General features: G+C 58.7%; 9 protein-coding genes. 5 read left to right on the forward strand and 4 right to left on the reverse strand.

The window, feature by feature from the left end; all coding sequences use genetic code 11:
• The first annotated feature begins 75 nt into the window (after positions 1–75).
• The gene (locus ASE98_RS15705) at positions 76–2,667 is read left to right on the forward strand and encodes an autotransporter family protein (protein ID WP_060542287.1); all 2,592 of its coding nucleotides are present in this window, start codon (positions 76–78) and stop codon (positions 2,665–2,667) included.
• Positions 2,668–2,773: 106 nt separating this feature from the next.
• Here the strand turns inward: ASE98_RS15705 and glgB are convergent, their stop codons facing one another.
• The 3 genes from glgB to ASE98_RS15720 form a co-directional block, all read right to left on the reverse strand.
• Complete coding sequence (gene glgB / locus ASE98_RS15710) at positions 2,774–5,005, reverse strand: 1,4-alpha-glucan branching protein GlgB (RefSeq protein ID WP_060542252.1); 2,232 nt, start codon at positions 5,003–5,005, stop codon at positions 2,774–2,776.
• 2 nt (positions 5,006–5,007) lie between these two features.
• A complete protein-coding gene (treS, locus tag ASE98_RS15715; RefSeq protein ID WP_060542253.1) occupies positions 5,008–8,349 on the reverse strand; it encodes a maltose alpha-D-glucosyltransferase in 3,342 nt (1,113 codons plus the stop codon).
• Positions 8,350–8,502: 153 nt separating this feature from the next.
• Positions 8,503–10,497 (reverse strand): alpha-1,4-glucan--maltose-1-phosphate maltosyltransferase, encoded by a 1,995-nt coding sequence (locus ASE98_RS15720; RefSeq protein ID WP_060542254.1) that lies wholly within the window; start codon positions 10,495–10,497, stop codon positions 8,503–8,505.
• A 202-nt stretch (positions 10,498–10,699) separates the two neighbouring features.
• On the opposite strand from ASE98_RS15720, the gene ASE98_RS26960 reads away from it, so the two are divergent.
• Positions 10,700–10,867: a hypothetical protein gene (locus ASE98_RS26960; protein ID WP_177336977.1), complete on the forward strand. Its 168-nt coding sequence runs from the start codon at positions 10,700–10,702 to the stop codon at positions 10,865–10,867.
• Positions 10,868–11,276: 409 nt separating this feature from the next.
• Positions 11,277–12,158: an ABC transporter permease gene (locus tag ASE98_RS26640; RefSeq protein ID WP_156465516.1), complete on the forward strand. Its 882-nt coding sequence runs from the start codon at positions 11,277–11,279 to the stop codon at positions 12,156–12,158.
• Between the two features lie 43 nt (positions 12,159–12,201).
• On the opposite strand, the gene ASE98_RS15735 is transcribed toward ASE98_RS26640, so the two are convergent.
• A complete protein-coding gene (locus ASE98_RS15735) occupies positions 12,202–12,702 on the reverse strand; it encodes an MgtC/SapB family protein (protein WP_060542257.1) in 501 nt (166 codons plus the stop codon).
• A 132-nt stretch (positions 12,703–12,834) separates the two neighbouring features.
• Between ASE98_RS15735 and ASE98_RS15740 the strand changes: the two genes are divergently transcribed.
• Positions 12,835–13,068, forward strand: coding sequence for a DUF3203 family protein (locus ASE98_RS15740; protein ID WP_060542258.1), 234 nt, complete (start codon positions 12,835–12,837; stop codon positions 13,066–13,068).
• A gap of 195 nt (positions 13,069–13,263) precedes the next feature.
• Positions 13,264–14,676 (forward strand): cytochrome c oxidase accessory protein CcoG, encoded by a 1,413-nt coding sequence (ccoG, locus tag ASE98_RS15745; RefSeq protein ID WP_060542259.1) that lies wholly within the window; start codon positions 13,264–13,266, stop codon positions 14,674–14,676.
• Positions 14,677–15,159 lie beyond the last annotated feature (483 nt).

The following is a 15,159-nucleotide window of genomic DNA, read 5'->3' on the forward strand; positions in this document are numbered from 1 at the left end:
TGGTGCTGCCGAGGGCGGCCGCTCACTCTCGCCAAGATGACGGAAAGCGGCGCCGAACCATTCGCGGAGACAAACATGGAAATTTCGTCCGACCTGCCCAAGTACCGCTACATCACCTGCCTGTTTTCAATCTGGTTATGTGCCAGCTGGTCTCAGCCAAGCCAGGCGGCCTGTACCCTCACCCCCGGCGCCGGCAATGACAGTTTCACCTGTGACAGCGGCACCAGCGGGCCGCTCACCGATCTGTTCGGCAATAACAGCCTGACCCTCACAGGCACCGGCACCATCGATGGCAATGTAGCCTTCGGTGCCGGCGCCGACCGCGTGACCATCGGCTCGGGCACTCTGGATGGCACCCTCGATCAGGGTGACGGCAACGACACTCTCACCATCGACGGCGGGCAGGTCACCGGGGCGGTCAATCAGGGCAATGGCGTCGACGATTTCGTCATGAACGGCGGCACCATCAAGTCCCTGGCCCAGGGAGACGGTCGCGATACCTTCCAGATGACTGGTGGCACTATCGTTGGCGCCTTCGAGGACGGCGACGTCGCTCAAATGACCGGCGGCAGCATTGGTCGGGTCGACATGAAACTCGACAACAATATTTTCGACCTCAAAGCCGGGCGGATCCTCGGCAACCTGGTCACCGGTTTCGGCACCGACACCATTATCATTTCCGGGGGCCAGATTGGTGGCAATGTCAGTGTCAGCGGTGGCAATGACAGCATCACGGTGAGAGGAGGTGAAATTGCCGGCGAGATCCGCGCCAGTAACGGCGATGACACCTTTGTATGGAGCGGTGGCGGGACCATCCTCTCCGCCATCCTCATGGGTGCGGGTAATGATCGTGCAACCCTGAGCAATCTCGACAACAGCGTCCTGGCCCACACGCCAAGCGTCGATGGTGGCAGCGACAACGACCAGTTGACCTTCGACAACACGACCTCGTCCGGCGTCGAGCGCTACATCAACTGGGAAACGGTCAATCTCAACAACGGCTCGCACCTGGACCTCGACGGGGCCTTGCAACTGGGCGACAACACCAGCGGCACCGGTGTACTCAACATTGACGGCAGTAGTACGCTGACGTCCGCCAACGGCAGCCTGACTCCGTTCACTGCCGGACAGCTCGCCACCTTGAACAACGGCGGGACCATCGACCTCGCCAGAGCCACCTCCGGCACCAGCGACACCTTCACCGTTCACGGCAATTACGTGGGCAACAATGGCAAGTTGCTCCTGCAAGCCAGCTTGGGCGATGACAGCTCTCCGAGCGACAAGCTGGTGGTCAGCGACGGGACATTGACCGGCAACACCCTGATTACCGTGAACAACGTCGGAGGTCTGGGGGCCCTGACCCAGCAAAACGGCATACAGGTAGTAGAGGCGCAGGGCCAGGCCGTGAGCGACAGTAAGGCCTTCGCGCTCAAAGGCCCGCTGTCGGTGGGAGCCTACCAGTACTACCTGTTCAAGGGCGGCGTGACCGCCGGCAGCGAAAACAGCTGGTACCTGCGCTCCTCCGTGGTCGCGCCACCCGTGGTCGCCGTGCCCAATCCGAACCCGGCATTGCCGCCGATCCTGGTACCGATAGTGACTGTCCCCGTGGCGGCGCCAATCGTGGTGGATACTGGAGGTACGGGAGATCAAGAGGCTATAGCCATTCAAGCGCCGGTGCTGCCTGCGGCGCAACCAGGTGCTGCGCCGATTCCCCTGTACCGACCGGAAGTCCCGGTCTGGTCGGTGATGCCGCCAGCCGCTGCACAACTGGCCCTCAACGCCCTCGGCACTTTCCATGACCGCCAGGGCGACCAGCGCCTGCTCACCGAAACCGGCGCCTTTAGTGCTGGTTGGGGCCGGATCTATGGCAAGAACCTTGACCAGACATGGGCCGGCACCGTCAACCCGCGAGTCGACGGATCGATCAAGGGTTTTCAGGTCGGTAACGATGTGTACAGTTCGCAATGGGCCGGCGGACAAACCCAGCGCAGCGGTGTTTTCGTCGGTCACAGCCGTCTCAAAGGCGACGTCTTTGGTTTCAACGAGGGTTTCGAAGGCAAGCATGCCGGCAAGATGGATCTTGAAGGCGACTACCTTGGTGGGTACTGGACCCTGATTGATCCTCGTGGTGCCTACCTGGACCTCGTGGCGATGTACACCTGGCTCGACGGCGACAATCGCTCCGAGCGCGGCCTGAAGATCGACAACGAAGGCAAGGTGGTAACGCTTTCAGCAGAAGCCGGTCACCCATTCCCGGTGGCCGCCAACTGGGTAGTCGAACCCCAGGTGCAGGCGATCTATCAGAAGGTCGAGCTCGACAGCCAGGACGATGGCATTTCCCATGTCTCGTTCGACTCCGACAGCGCTTGGACCGGACGTGTCGGCGCGCGCCTGAAGGGGCGTTACGAAGTCAGTGGCCGGCCGGTGGAACCCTATCTGCGCGCCAATCTCTGGCACACTTTTTCCGCAACCGATACCACCACATTTGATCACCGGGACAAGATCGACAGCCAACAACGCAGCTCATCGGCCGATCTCGGCGCCGGTGTGGTAGTGCGTCTTTCGGATTCGGTCAGTCTGTACACCGGTGTCGACTACACCAGTAATATCGACAGCAACCAGCAGCGCGGAACGTTCGTCAACATGGGGCTCAGGGGCAGCTGGTAATGCTGATGAAAAGCTCTGGCGCGCGGTTTCCGTGACCGCCGGCTTGCTGCTGCGCCGCTCCCGCAAAGACCCGATGGTCCCTGTAGGAGCGGCGGTGCGGCCCGGTTCAACCCTGCGGGTGCAAAATCAACACGGCCAACGGTGGCAGGTTCAGCACCAGCGACATCGCCTGCCCATGACTGGCAATGGCCTCGGTGGAGGTGCCGCCACTGTTGCCATAATTGGAGCCGGCATAGGTGGCCGAATCACTGTTGAGCAACTCCTTCCAGTGCCCGGCAAGCGGCACGCCAACGCGATAAGCCTCTCGCGGCACCGGCGTGAAGTTCGCCACCACCAGCACCGGCTCGCCCTCTTTGCTCCAGCGCAGCCAGGCATAAACGCTGTTGATCGCATCGTCACCGATCAACCACTGGAAGCCCTGTGGCACATCATCCTGCTGATGCAGCGCCGGTACTTCGCGGTACAGGCGGTTGAGGTCACCCACCAGTTTCTGCACGCCTTTGTGTTCCGGATACTGCAGCAAGTACCAGTCCAGCTGTTGATCGTGGTTCCACTCGCGCCACTGGCCGAACTCGCAGCCCATGAACAGCAGCTTCTTGCCCGGATGGGTCCACATGAAACTCAGGTAGGCGCGCAGGTTGGCAAATTTCTGCCAGCGGTCGCCGGGCATCTTGTCGATCAGCGAGTGCTTGCCGTGCACCACCTCATCGTGGGAAATCGGCAGGATGAAACGCTCGGACCAGGCATACACCAGCCCGAAACTCAGTTCGTTGTGGTGATGGGCGCGATACATGGGGTCCTGCTGGATGTAATGCAGCGAATCGTGCATCCAGCCCATGTTCCATTTGTAGGCAAAGCCCAAGCCGCCCTGCTGGGTGCTCTGGCTCACGCCCGGCCATGCCGTGGACTCTTCGGCGATCACCAGCGCGCCCGGCGCCTCCAGGGCTACCACGTCGTTGAGGTGGCGCAGGAAGTCGATGGCTTCCAGGTTCTCCCTGCCGCCATGCCGATTCGGCACCCACTCGCCGGCCTTGCGCGAGTAGTCGCGGTACAGCATCGACGCCACCGCATCGACCCGCAGGCCATCAATGTGAAAATGTTTGAGCCAGTGCAACGCCGACGCCAGCATGTAGCCGTGTACTTCGGTGCGCCCCAGATTGTAGATCAGCGTGTCCCAGTCTTGATGGAAGCCTTCCTGGGGATTGCCATACTCGTACAGCGCGGTGCCGTCGAATTGCGCCAGGCCATGGGTATCCGTCGGAAAATGCGCCGGCACCCAATCAAGAATCACGCCGATTTCAGCCTGATGGCAAGCGTTGACGAATGCGCCAAACTGGTCCGGCGAGCCATAGCGCGCACTCGGGGCGAATTGCGACAGCAACTGGTAACCCCAGGACCCGCCGAACGGATGCTCCATGATCGGCATCAGTTCGATGTGGGTAAAACCCAGGTCCTTGACGTAGGGGATCAGCCGTTCGGCGAGTTCTGGCCAGCTGTACTGGCGGGCAACTTCGCCCAGATCGTCCAGCTCGCATTGCCAGGACCCGGCATGTAATTCATAGATCGACAGCGGCGCGCTCGAGCACTGACGTTCGCCCCGGGACTGCATCCACGCCTGGTCCTGCCAGTCGACTTGCAGCGGCGAAGCGACTTTCGACGCGGTATCCGGAGGCAAAGAAGTGGCTAGCGCCACCGGGTCGGCCTTCAGCGGCAGAATGCCGTGGGCGCCAAGAATTTCATACTTGTATGCCTCGCCGGCCTGCAGGCGCGGGATGAACAACTCCCAGACTCCGGCTGGATGACGCAGGCGCATCGGATGACGGCGTCCGTCCCAGACATTGAAGTCGCCGACCACTGACACCCTCCGTGCATTGGGTGCCCACACTGCGAAACGCACGCCCTCGACGCCATCCATGTTTTTGAGCTGGGCACCGAGGCACGAACTCAAGTCGCGGTGATTGCCTTCGGCGAACAGATACATATCCATTTCGCCCAGCAACGGCCCGAAGCTATACGGGTCCTCGGCCAGTTGCTCACCACCGGCCCAACGGGCGCGCAGCAAATACGGCTGCGCCCGGTCGAAATGGCCGACAAACAATCCCGGTGTCTGCGTGTCCTCAAGGTCGCCGAGTACTTCGCCGGAGTCCCTGGCGACAACCTGCACACTCAGGGCACCCGGCAGATAAGCCCGGATAAATTGCCCACCAGCGCCATCGTCGTGGGGGCCGAGGATGGCAAAGGGATCTGTATGTTCGGCGCGCACCAGCGCATCGATATCACGCGCCTTGGGTAGCAGCGCTTCCTTGTGCTGACCCTGTTCCTTGTTCGTGACACTCATGACTACTCTCCACCAAGACCGGAAAAGGGTTCAAGTCCACTTAATAATCCATATAAACCGTGCAAAGGCACGGGCAGCCAGGTGGGGCGATTTTCCGCCTCATAGGCCACTTCATACGCCGCCTTCTCCAGACCGAACAACGCCAGCGCGGCATCTTCGCCTTCACGATCTTGCCACGCATGGTCAAGGCTGGCTGCCGCCAGCCGATAAGCGTCGACAAATGCCTGTCGCGCTTCACTCAGATAACGATCGGTGACCCGCAAGCGGGCGGCGTCGGCCAACGCCGTGTTGTCGACGTTATGCACGTTGATCGCCATGGCCGCAGCGTAGTCGAAGGAGCGCAGCACGCCGCTGACATCTTTGTACGGGCTGTGTTTGCCCCGCCGTTCGTGCAACGGCCGTGCAGGCTCGCCTTCGAAGTCGATGAGGTAGGCATCGCCCTTGATCACCAGCACCTGGCCCAGATGCAGGTCGCCGTGCACCCGAATCCTCAAGCCACCGACGGTGTGTTTTCCCAGTTCCAGGACGTGGGCGAGGATGGCTTTTTTGTTGTCCAGCAACTGGCTGACCTTAGTCTTGTCCCCCGGGTTCAGTTCGTGTTGATGCTGCTTGAGCAGTTTCAGCGCATGCTCGATCTGTCCGGCGACGTCCTTGGCCGAGGCCAATGCTTCTTTGTGCGAAGTGACCTGCGGCGCGAAGTCCGGGTTGCCACTGCCGGAGGCCAGGACCTGATGCATTTCACCCAGGCGCTGCCCGAGCATGCCAGCGAAATCTTTCAGTTCACCCAGCGCGTTGTAGTGTTGCTCCTGTTCGGACATGGCATCGGCAAGCTCATCACGCAACGCCCGTTCGAGGTTGTTCTGCGTCCACTCCCAGGCATCGCCCTGATTATTCAGATAGCCCTGGGCGATCATCAGCAAATTGTCATCGCCTGCCGCGTCCCGACGCACCACAGCGCCCAGTAGCGGTGAAATATTGTGGAAGCCGGCTTCGGTCAGAAAAGCACTCATTTCCAGTTCAGGGTGCACGCCTGAGGCGACCTTGCGGATCAGCTTCAGCACCAGGCTGTTGCCGATCACCACCGAGCTGTTGGACTGCTCGGCGGACAGGTAGCGCACCGGCGATTCTGCGTTGAGCCCGAGTTTGTCCAGTTCAGCGGTGGCCACGAAACGAATGTCGCCATCGTTCGTTTGCAACACCGTACCGTTCTGGATGCCTTGGAGCACCGCGTGCACAAAGGTTTCCAGGCTGAACGCATCGGTGATCAAGCCGACCTGACGCCCGCGCCGGACCCGGGACAACGCCAGTTGCTGCGGCAGCGCGGCGCCGACCTGATCTTCCGGGAGGAAGCCGAACGGCAGTTGGTAGCGACTGGTCTGACCGCCACTGCTGACTTCGATTTCACCGAACAGCACCGGATGCTGCGCGTCACCGAAGCGCACGCCATAGGCCAGATCGACCCGATCGATGGCGGTGTCCTTGCCGGCGAACCAGCGGCGATTCTGCAGCCAGTTCGGCAGGATGCCCTGCTCCAGGGTGTCGCGCGATGGGCTTTCGAGCAATTCTTCCATGCGTTTTTTCAGCACCAGCGTGGTGAAGTCCGGCAGGCTTTGCGCCGGTTCCACGTGCCAGCTCGGCATCTGGTTTTCCGCCGCGAGGCCGAACCAGTAGAAACCATAAGGTGCCAGGGTCAGGAGGAAATTCAATTGGCCGATGGGCGGGAACGCATTGCCACCGAGCATTTCCACCGGAACCATGCCGACATAGGCCGACAGATCGAGCTCGGCGGCCTGGGCGCTGCGCGATACGTTGGCCACGCACAGAATGACCTCGGTTTTGCCGTCCGCGCCGGTGTACTCACGGGTATAGGCGAGGATTCTGCGGTTGCTCGGCGACAGCATCTTCAGAGTGCCACGGCCGAAGGCCTTCGATTGTTTACGCACGGCGAGCAGACGCCGGGTCCAGTTCAACAGCGAGTGAGGATCGCCGGCCTGGGTTTCGACGTTGACCGACAGGTAGCCGTATTGCGGGTCCATGATCGGCGGCAGCACCAGGCTGGCCGGGTCGGCGCGGGAGAAACCGCCATTGCGGTCGATCGACCATTGCATCGGCGTGCGCACACCGTCGCGGTCGCCGAGGTAGATGTTATCGCCCATGCCGATTTCATCGCCGTAATACAGGGTCGGGGTTCCGGGCATCGACAGCAGCAGGCTGTTGAGCAGTTCCACCCGACGCCGGTCGCGCTCCAGCAATGGCGCAAGTCTGCGGCGAATCCCCAGGTTGATCCGCGCACGGCGGTCCGCGGCGTAGTAATTCCACAGGTAATCGCGCTCTTTGTCGGTGACCATTTCCAGGGTCAGTTCATCATGGTTGCGCAGGAAGATCGCCCACTGGCAATTGGCGGGAATATCCGGTGTCTGGCGCAGGATATCGGTGATCGGGAAGCGATCTTCCTGCGCCAGGGCCATGTACATGCGCGGCATCAACGGAAAATGAAAGGCCATGTGGCATTCGTCGCCATTCAAGCCCTTTTTATCGGTGTCGCCGAAGTACAGCTGGGTATCCTCGGGCCATTGGTTGGCCTCGGCCAGCAACATGCGGTCGGGATAATTGGCGTCGATTTCAGCGCGGATCTGCTTCAGGACGACATGGGTTTCCGGCAGGTTCTCGTTGTTGGTGCCGTCGCGCTCAATCAGGTACGGGATGGCGTCCAGGCGCAGGCCGTCGATGCCCATGTCGAGCCAATAGCGCATGACCGACAGCACCGCTTTCATGACTTGCGGGTTATCGAAGTTCAGGTCCGGCTGGTGCGAGTAGAAACGATGCCAGAAGTATTGGCCGGCGACCGGGTCCCATGTCCAGTTGGACTTTTCGGTGTCGAGAAAGATGATGCGGGTGCCGTCGTATTTCTGGTCGTCATCGGACCAGACGTAGAAGTCCCGGGCGGCCGAACCCGGTTTGGCCTTGCGCGCACGCTGGAACCAGGGGTGCTGGTCGGAGGTGTGATTGATGACCAGCTCGGTGATCACCCGCAGCCCGCGTTTATGCGCCTCGGCGATGAAGCGCTTGGCATCGGCCATGGTCCCGTAGTCACTGTGCACGCCGCGATACTCGGCAATGTCATAGCCGTCATCGCGCCGTGGCGAGGGGTAGAATGGCAACAGCCAGATGGTGTTGACACCCAGATCGGCAATGTAATCAAGTTTGGCGATCAGGCCGGGAAAGTCGCCGATACCGTCGTTGTTTGAGTCGAAAAATGACTTGACGTGAACCTGGTAGATCACCGCATCCTTGTACCAGAGCGGATCCTTGATGAACGTGGCTGCCTTGGGTTTCTTCGCCATTTGAAACTCCTGCTGAATTCGGTAAGTCGCAGCGCCTGGCGCAACGATTTTCCTGTAGGAGCGAGCCTGCTCGCGATAGCGGTGGTTCAGGCAATATCCATGTTGAATATTTGATCGCTATCGCGAGCAGGCGCGCTCCCACAGGTTTGAGGTCTAGGCGGTAATCCTCCAGATTCCGAACGGCTGATAAGCCGGGTCGATCCGCATGAACTGGTACTTGCCGTGCCAGGTCCAGCGATGGCCATTCATCAGGTCTTCGCCCTGGGTGCTGGCGTCGTCAGGCAAGCCCATTTCCCATAACGGCAACTCGAAGTTGGCTTCCTGCACGTTGTACGGGTCGAGGCTCACCGCCACCAAAATGAAATTGCTGCCATCGGCGCTGCGTTTGCCGAAATACAGAATGTTGTCGTTCCAGGCGTTGTAGACCTTCAAGCCCAGATGAGTGTGCAACGCCGGGTTCTGTCGGCGGATGCGATTGAGTTGGGCGATTTCGGCAATGATGTTGCCCGGAGCGTTGAAGTCCCGGGGGCGGATTTCGTACTTCTCCGAATCAAGGTATTCCTCCTTGCCCGGCACCGGCGCCGATTCGCACAGCTCGAAACCGGAGTACATGCCCCACAGCCCCGACCCCATGGTCGCCAGCGCCGCACGAATGAGAAAACCGGGACGCCCGGATTCGTGCAGGAACCCCGGGTTGATATCCGGCGTATTGACGAAAAAATTCGGCCGGTAGCATTCGCGCCACGGCGACGCGTTGAGCTCGGTGAAATAGGTCGCCAGTTCGGTCTTGGTGTTGCGCCAGGTGAAGTAGGTGTAGCTCTGGGAGTAACCGACCTTGCCGAGGCGCGCCATCATCGCCGGAGTGGTAAAGGCTTCGGCGAGGAAGATCACCTCGGGGTACAAAGCCCGCACATCGGCGATCAGCCATTGCCAAAACGGCAACGGCTTGGTGTGGGGGTTGTCGACGCGAAAAATCTTCACGCCCTCCAGCACCCAGTCGACCACGATGTCGCGCAGTTCAACCCACAGACTGGGAATCGCCTCGGCCGCATAAAAGTCGACGTTGACGATGTCCTGGTACTTCTTCGGCGGGTTCTCAGCGTATTTGATTGTGCCGTCGGGCCGCCAATTGAACCAACCGGGATGCTGCTTGAGCCAGGGGTGATCCTGGGAACACTGAATGGCAAAATCCAGGGCGATTTCCAGCCCATGGGCCGCGGCTGCCGCCACCAGGCGCCGGAAGTCTTCGCGGCTACCGAGTTGCGCATGAATCGCCTCGTGCCCGCCCTCTTCGCTGCCAATGGCATAGGGGCTGCCCGGATCATCAGGGCCGGCGGTCAAGGAGTTGTTGGGGCCTTTGCGATAGCTGCGCCCGATAGGATGGATCGGCGGAAAATACAGCACATCGAAACCCATGTCCTGAATCATCGCCAGGCGCGAATGCACGTCATTGAAAGTGCCGTGTCGAGCCGGGTCATCGGTGATTGAGCGGGGGAACAACTCATACCAACTGGCGAACTCGGCCAATTGGCGCTCGACGTCCACCGGGAACTCGGGACTGAGGCTCAAATAAGCCCGGTGATCGGCCTGGGCCATCAGGTCTGCGCTACGCTGGTGCAAAAACAGGGCGACCTGCTCGGTTTCGAGCAGGCCGGACAATTCATGGTGCAACGCTGCCAGTTGTTCGCTCAATTGCCCTTCAGCGCGTTCGGCGGCTTGTTGCACCTGTTGCCGGCCCTCCTGCAATTCCAGGCTGACCGGCACAGCGGCGGTGTGTTTCTTCTCCAACTCATAACGGAAACTGGCGAACTGGTCGATCCAGGCTTCGATGCAGTACAGATATCGGCCTTGGCTTTGGACCCTGAACTGCCCCTGCCAGCCATTGTTGCCCAGATCGCTCAGTCTTTCGCTGTGCCAGATTTCCTCGCCTTCGCCACGCCAGCGCACCCGCACCGCCAACTTGTCGTGGCCGTCGGCAAAGACCTTGGCCGTCACCACCACGTCCTGCCCAGCCACCGCCTTCACGGCAAACTGCCCGGCATCGAGGGTCGGCATGATGTTTTCAATGACAATGCGCGGTAACAACAGCGCCTGGGACAGCGGTATATGCGGGTTGTAGCTCAACTCATCAGGTTTTTCAGCCGTCATCGAGCATCTCTCCTGTACGCCCCAAGGACGCTCTTGTGTCTGGTCGTCAGTCCCCGCCGGAGTGCACCGTAATGGACTCACTTAGGTTCCGAGCGGCTGGCGCCGGAAAAAGTTCAGCGCAAATTGCCGGAATCAAATCCTTGCCGTTGTGGTCAACCAACTTAAGCACGACTCACGCCATGTGCCACTGGAGGCTCGAATCATGACCAATCCATTCCCGGCCGAAACACCCGACCCGAACATCGACGACCCGGTGATCCCCCCCACCGATCCGCAACCGGTCCCGGAGCAGGACCCTCCAGGCACCGTCCCGCCGCCCAGGGAAGAGCCACCGACAACGATGCCGCCAGTGATTGTTACGCCCAATTAAAGACAGTTGATGAATGAGTCCCAGTAGGAACCGCCGCAAGCTTGGGTAGCTTTCGGTAGTTCCTACACCTGCCCCTGTAGGAATTAATTCCACTTTCAATATCCGTGCGACTTTTCCTAAAGTTTTGTAGTACCAATCTGGTACTGCACTTTTCACCCTTTGGCCTCTTACGAAAATATGTTGCATGAGTTTACATAGGCCAGCACCCGCCCTGAGCGTACAGCCATGATTTTTTTAGCTTGATGAAAAGTCGGACAGAGAGCGCACTGACATATGCGCCCAATGAGTATTGGACTGAAGGTTGGGCTGACCTTGAAAATATACAACTACGAGCTTTTATACTTCCATGCGAAGTTAAACCCTGCTGAGAAAATCGAAAAAAGTTCGATCCTGAAAAACCTGGAAGATCATGCACACCACAGACAATTCGATTTCAATAAAAATGAGCTTTCAAAAAGCCTCCCACTTTCTCGCGAACAAGCTTCCACGCATTCGACTACTGAATCACTGGAGCAACAAAAAATCCATCAGTGCGAGACTTGCAATGAGAACCCCTAAAGCGCCGTTAGTTTTTCCGCGTTCGATACGACTTATAAAAGAATGCACAAAGGATCCCGCGACTGCTGTCTGGGCTCTGGCATTACCCTGCGCGTTGTTCTGCTTGTTGACGATCTTCGCGCAAGACACAAGCCGCCTTCAAAGTGATTACGCCTTGGAGACAGGCTGGTTTTATGCCTACATCTCATTAAGCCTTGCACTCTCCGGATATTCATCTGATGTTGTGAAATGTCGAGAAAGCGTATTCATTCGCTGTTTCCTTTGCAGTAAAAAATTAAAAGCCTCGTTTATCATCAACCATTTTGTGGCCTACTCTATAATATCAATTCTTTATTGCCTGATTTTTTACCTGACCACAAAGCTGCCTTTCGGGGCCTTCGAACTCGGAGAGTTATCAAGTATCGTCGCACGCTCATACATTTGCTTTCTGATGTTTTGCGGTATCGGCTTACTGATCACATTTCTCCCCATAAGCACAGGGCATTTTCGAGAACTGTCCGCTATCATAATATTATGCTTGGTTCTAACCGGGGTCATGGCAGACGCCGACACCAACAACATCACAGATTTTATAAGCTGGACGAACCCTCTAAGCTTGGCAAAACATTTAATGACCGACGACCCGGCTACAAGCATGTCTATCGCATGTTGTATTAGCTTATTCTTTATCTGCACACTGGCAACAACAATCAAACTACTAACCGCACATTCACAATACAATCGCTACCATTGACCAGTGATGGTTTAGCCCGTATAGGAACTGTCGAGGGCTGCTCCTACACGGGCGGATTTTTGTCGAGCATCTTCACGATCCTCGGCATCACACTGAAAACCCCCAACGCCAACAATGTACTGAGCACCGCCGTCGCTTCCCTGCCCAACCCCGCCGATACACCGATAGCGGCGGTCATCCACAGGCCGGCGGCGGTGGTCAGGCCCTGGACGTGGCCTTCGTCGCCCTCGTTGTTTTTCAGGATGGTGCCGGCGCAGAGGAAGCCGATGCCGGCGATGACGCCCTGGATCACCCGGCTCATGGCGTCGGCCTGGGAGCCGGACATCTGCGGGACCAACACAAACAATGCGGCACCGATCGCTACCAGCATGTGGGTACGAACCCCGGCAGCCTTGCCTTTGTGTTCACGCTCGAAACCTAGAATTCCGCCGAGCACTGCAGCGGTCAACAGGCGCACGGTAACCCGGGTCAGCTGTGAGGCATCGCCGATGTCGGCGAACTCCGCTTGCAGGGTTGCCCAGACTTCATGCCACCAGGCGTTCATGTTGTTGTCCTTGTATGAAGGGCCTTGGAGGGCCTTGGAGAGTGATCGCAGTGACCATTAATCGGCTGCATAGAACGATGACCCGCGCTGACGCCCTAATGTTTCAGGCCCCTGTAAAAAAAGGATCACGCCATGACCGTGCGCATCGAAAACCAGACCTGTTTCCTGACCACTGAAAATGGCGAAGAGATTCGCCTGTGCCCCGATGTGACCATCATCACCGACGGAGAAAAAGCCATGTCGGCGGTGGATCTCAACGGCCAGCGCATCTACATCACCGAAGCTGAAGCCGACGCATTGACCGTAGCAGGCGCAGTGGATGGCCGCCGGCACTTGAAGGAAACGGACGGTGATTCGGTGGTTTGACGGACCTTGATCAACACCCGACGCAGACGTCTGATACAGGCGTCTGTACTTGCTAGTAAAAGGTGCTTCAACTTGCCGCAGGCAAGCGTTCAAAGGCCATCTGATCCGCTTTTTATTGCTTTACCTGAGTCTGTTATGCAAACAGATCACCGCCCATAGTGCTCATGCCTGATGGAGGCTGATGAGCGAAAGACCATGAGCGAGAGAATCCCCGTCCGAACCGTTGAAACCTATGAGCCTTCACGCACGAAAAAGAAGTCCGCAACCAGCGACAACCTGATCCACACCCGCAGTTTCACCGGCCTTTACCGTAACTTGCGCATCAGCGGCGCGGGCCTGCTGTTTTTGCTGTTTTTCGGCACGGTATGGCTGAATTGGGGGGGCCGTCAGGCGGTGCTATGGGATCTTGGCGAAAGCAAATTCCACATATTTGGTGCGACCTTCTGGCCGCAGGATTTCATTCTGCTCTCGGCGCTGTTGATCATCGCCGCGTTCGGCCTGTTCGCGATCACGGTGTTTGCCGGCCGAGTCTGGTGCGGCTACACCTGCCCGCAGAGTTCGTGGACCTGGATTTTCATGTGGTGCGAGAAAGTCACCGAAGGCGAACGCAATCAGCGAATCAAACTGCAAGCAGCGCCCTGGGGCCTGAACAAGCTGATGCGCCGCTCGGCCAAACACACGCTGTGGCTGGCTATCAGCTTGCTGACCGGCCTGACCTTCGTCGGCTATTTCACACCGATCCGCCCGCTCGCCGAAGAGTTGCTGACCCTGCAGATGAGCGGTGCTAGCCTGTTCTGGGTGCTGTTTTTTACCGGCGCCACCTATATCAATGCCGGCTGGCTGCGCGAAGCGGTGTGCATGCACATGTGCCCCTATGCACGGTTCCAGAGCGTGATGTTCGACAAAGACACCCTGACCATTTCCTACGACGTGGCCCGTGGCGAAAACCGAGGCCCGCGCAAACGCGAAGTCAAACCCGCCGAAGTCGGCCTCGGCGATTGCATCGACTGCCAACTGTGCGTGCAGGTCTGCCCGACCGGCATCGACATCCGCGACGGCTTGCAAATGGAATGCATAGGTTGTGCGGCGTGCATCGACGCCTGCGACTCGATCATGGACAAGATGGGCTATGCCCGCGGGCTGATCAGCTACACCTCCGAGCATCAGTTGCAGGGTGGCAAGACTCACCTGCTGCGTCCGCGTTTGATTGGCTATGGCGCCGTGTTGCTGGTGATGATCGCTGCACTGGTGGTCGCACTGGTCGAGCGCCCGATGGTGTCGCTGGACGTCAGCAAGGACCGCGGCCTGTTCCGGGAAAACAGCCAGGGGCAGATCGAGAATATCTATAGCCTGAAGGTGATCAACAAGACACAGCAGCGTCAGGATTATCGGCTGACACTGGTCGATGGCGACGGCTTTGAGTTGCAGGGCAAAACCGGGTTGAGCCTGGCTCCCGGGGAGATTGTCGATGTGCCGGTGTCGGTGGCCATGACCACGGAACGGCCGAGAAGCAGCTCACAAAGTATCAGTTTCAAGGTTATCGACAGCGACGAACCGCAGATTTACAGCGTGGCGAAGAGTCGGTTTGTTTCCCCGGTGAATCGTTGAGGCTAAAATCCGCCCCCTCATCGGAACGCCGCCCGCCCATCCCTCTCCCCCAGAGGGGGCGAGGGGAAAGGGAGCCGATCTTCAGCGTTTTCAAAAGCTGAGTTCGCCTGAATAGTTCAGGTCGCCGTACTCCTGACAAACACCACGATCAGTCCCCTCTACCCCTGGGAGAGGGTTAGGATGAGGGCTTTTTAAACCCCAGTTCGCCCGGATAATTCAGGTCGCCGTATTCCTGACAAACACCACGATCAGTCCCCTCTCCCTCTGGGAGAGGGTTAGGGTGAAGGTTTTTTAAACCCCAGTTCGCCCGGATAATTCAGGTCGCCCTATTCCTGACAAACACCACGATCAGTCCCCTCTACCTCTGGGAGAGGGTTAGGGTGAGGGCTTTTTAAACCTCAGTTCGCCCGGATAATTCAGGTCGCCGTATTCCTGACAAACACCACGATCAGTCCCCTCTCCCTCTGGGAGAGGGTTAGGGTG

The sequence above is a fragment of the Pseudomonas sp. Leaf48 genome (genome assembly GCF_001421885.1).
GTDB lineage: Bacteria > Pseudomonadota > Gammaproteobacteria > Pseudomonadales > Pseudomonadaceae > Aquipseudomonas.

What these genes read in the sequence shown, in the direction of transcription:
- treS (WP_060542253.1), bottom strand. Translation starts at nt 8,349, where the DNA reads ATGGCGAAGAAACCCAAGGCAGCCACGTTCATCAAGGATCCGCTCTGG.
- ASE98_RS26960 (WP_177336977.1), top strand. Translation starts at nt 10,700, where the DNA reads ATGACCAATCCATTCCCGGCCGAAACACCCGACCCGAACATCGACGAC.
- ccoG (WP_060542259.1), top strand. Translation starts at nt 13,264, where the DNA reads ATGAGCGAGAGAATCCCCGTCCGAACCGTTGAAACCTATGAGCCTTCA.
- ASE98_RS15705 (WP_060542287.1), top strand. Translation starts at nt 76, where the DNA reads ATGGAAATTTCGTCCGACCTGCCCAAGTACCGCTACATCACCTGCCTG.
- ASE98_RS15740 (WP_060542258.1), top strand. Translation starts at nt 12,835, where the DNA reads ATGACCGTGCGCATCGAAAACCAGACCTGTTTCCTGACCACTGAAAAT.
- glgB (WP_060542252.1), bottom strand. Translation starts at nt 5,005, where the DNA reads ATGAGTGTCACGAACAAGGAACAGGGTCAGCACAAGGAAGCGCTGCTA.
- ASE98_RS15735 (WP_060542257.1), bottom strand. Translation starts at nt 12,702, where the DNA reads ATGAACGCCTGGTGGCATGAAGTCTGGGCAACCCTGCAAGCGGAGTTC.
- ASE98_RS26640 (WP_156465516.1), top strand. Translation starts at nt 11,277, where the DNA reads ATGCACACCACAGACAATTCGATTTCAATAAAAATGAGCTTTCAAAAA.
- ASE98_RS15720 (WP_060542254.1), bottom strand. Translation starts at nt 10,497, where the DNA reads ATGACGGCTGAAAAACCTGATGAGTTGAGCTACAACCCGCATATACCG.